The 782-nt window shown below is 36.7% G+C and carries 1 protein-coding gene; it reads left to right on the top strand.

Translation table 11 applies throughout. From position 1 onward, the window contains the following. Positions 1-57 precede the first annotated feature (57 nt). The coding region (locus EAE89_RS23070) for a DUF6708 domain-containing protein (protein ID WP_214086675.1) at positions 58-782 on the top strand (725 nt) is incomplete at its 3' end.

The raw sequence follows: 782 nt of genomic DNA, 5'->3' as shown, positions 1-782 counted from the left end.
ACTAGAATAGAGGGCAACGATGGTCGGTATATTGTTGATTACAATACGGTGATCAGTATGAACTCGACTTATATGGAAACGGTAGACAAATACTATAGAGATAAGGGATATGTTAGTTCATTATCTGCGACGTTATTTTTTTGTTATTTAGGCATGGCCTTATTTTCTATTGGTTACACAATTTACCAATATATAAAAGGAGATCATGACATATTGCTAAGTCTTTTAATTTTTTTACCTGCTGCTATATTTATTTTATATTACAGTGGAAAGTTTACCTTAAAAGAGTGGTTTGCAACGACACATTATCCAATTCGGTTTAACCGCAAAACCCAGATGATCCATGTTTACCGTTTTAATGGCACGGTATTATCGATTCCCTGGAAAACGGTATTTTTTACCCGGACAATAGGAAAAGGTAAGTGGCCGGAATGGAGCATCTACGGTCATATTCTGGCAGATGATCAAGAAACGGTATTGGATACGTTTAATCTTGGGCTTTCCGGTTTGCGGGAAATGATGCCAGGTTATTGGGAATTTATTCGCTGCTATATGGAGGAAACGTGTTTACAGGAACAAGCGAACATTATCTTATTATGTCCTCCTATTGAGAAACAGAAAGAAACCTTTGTTTTTGGATTACAGTACCAGATACAAATAACTTCTCGTCTGGAATGGTTATCTGAGATTATACAATTACCTATAACCTTATTAACCAGTATCGCTCGCTATGTTGGTATGAAAACTAGCAAAATACCGCAATGGCCTCAGGAAGTAGAAGA

It is taken from the genome of Photorhabdus heterorhabditis (assembly GCF_018448905.1).
GTDB lineage: Bacteria > Pseudomonadota > Gammaproteobacteria > Enterobacterales > Enterobacteriaceae > Photorhabdus > Photorhabdus heterorhabditis.
Note: the sequence above shows the minus strand (reverse complement) of the source record. Positions and strands in the feature narration are given on the sequence as shown.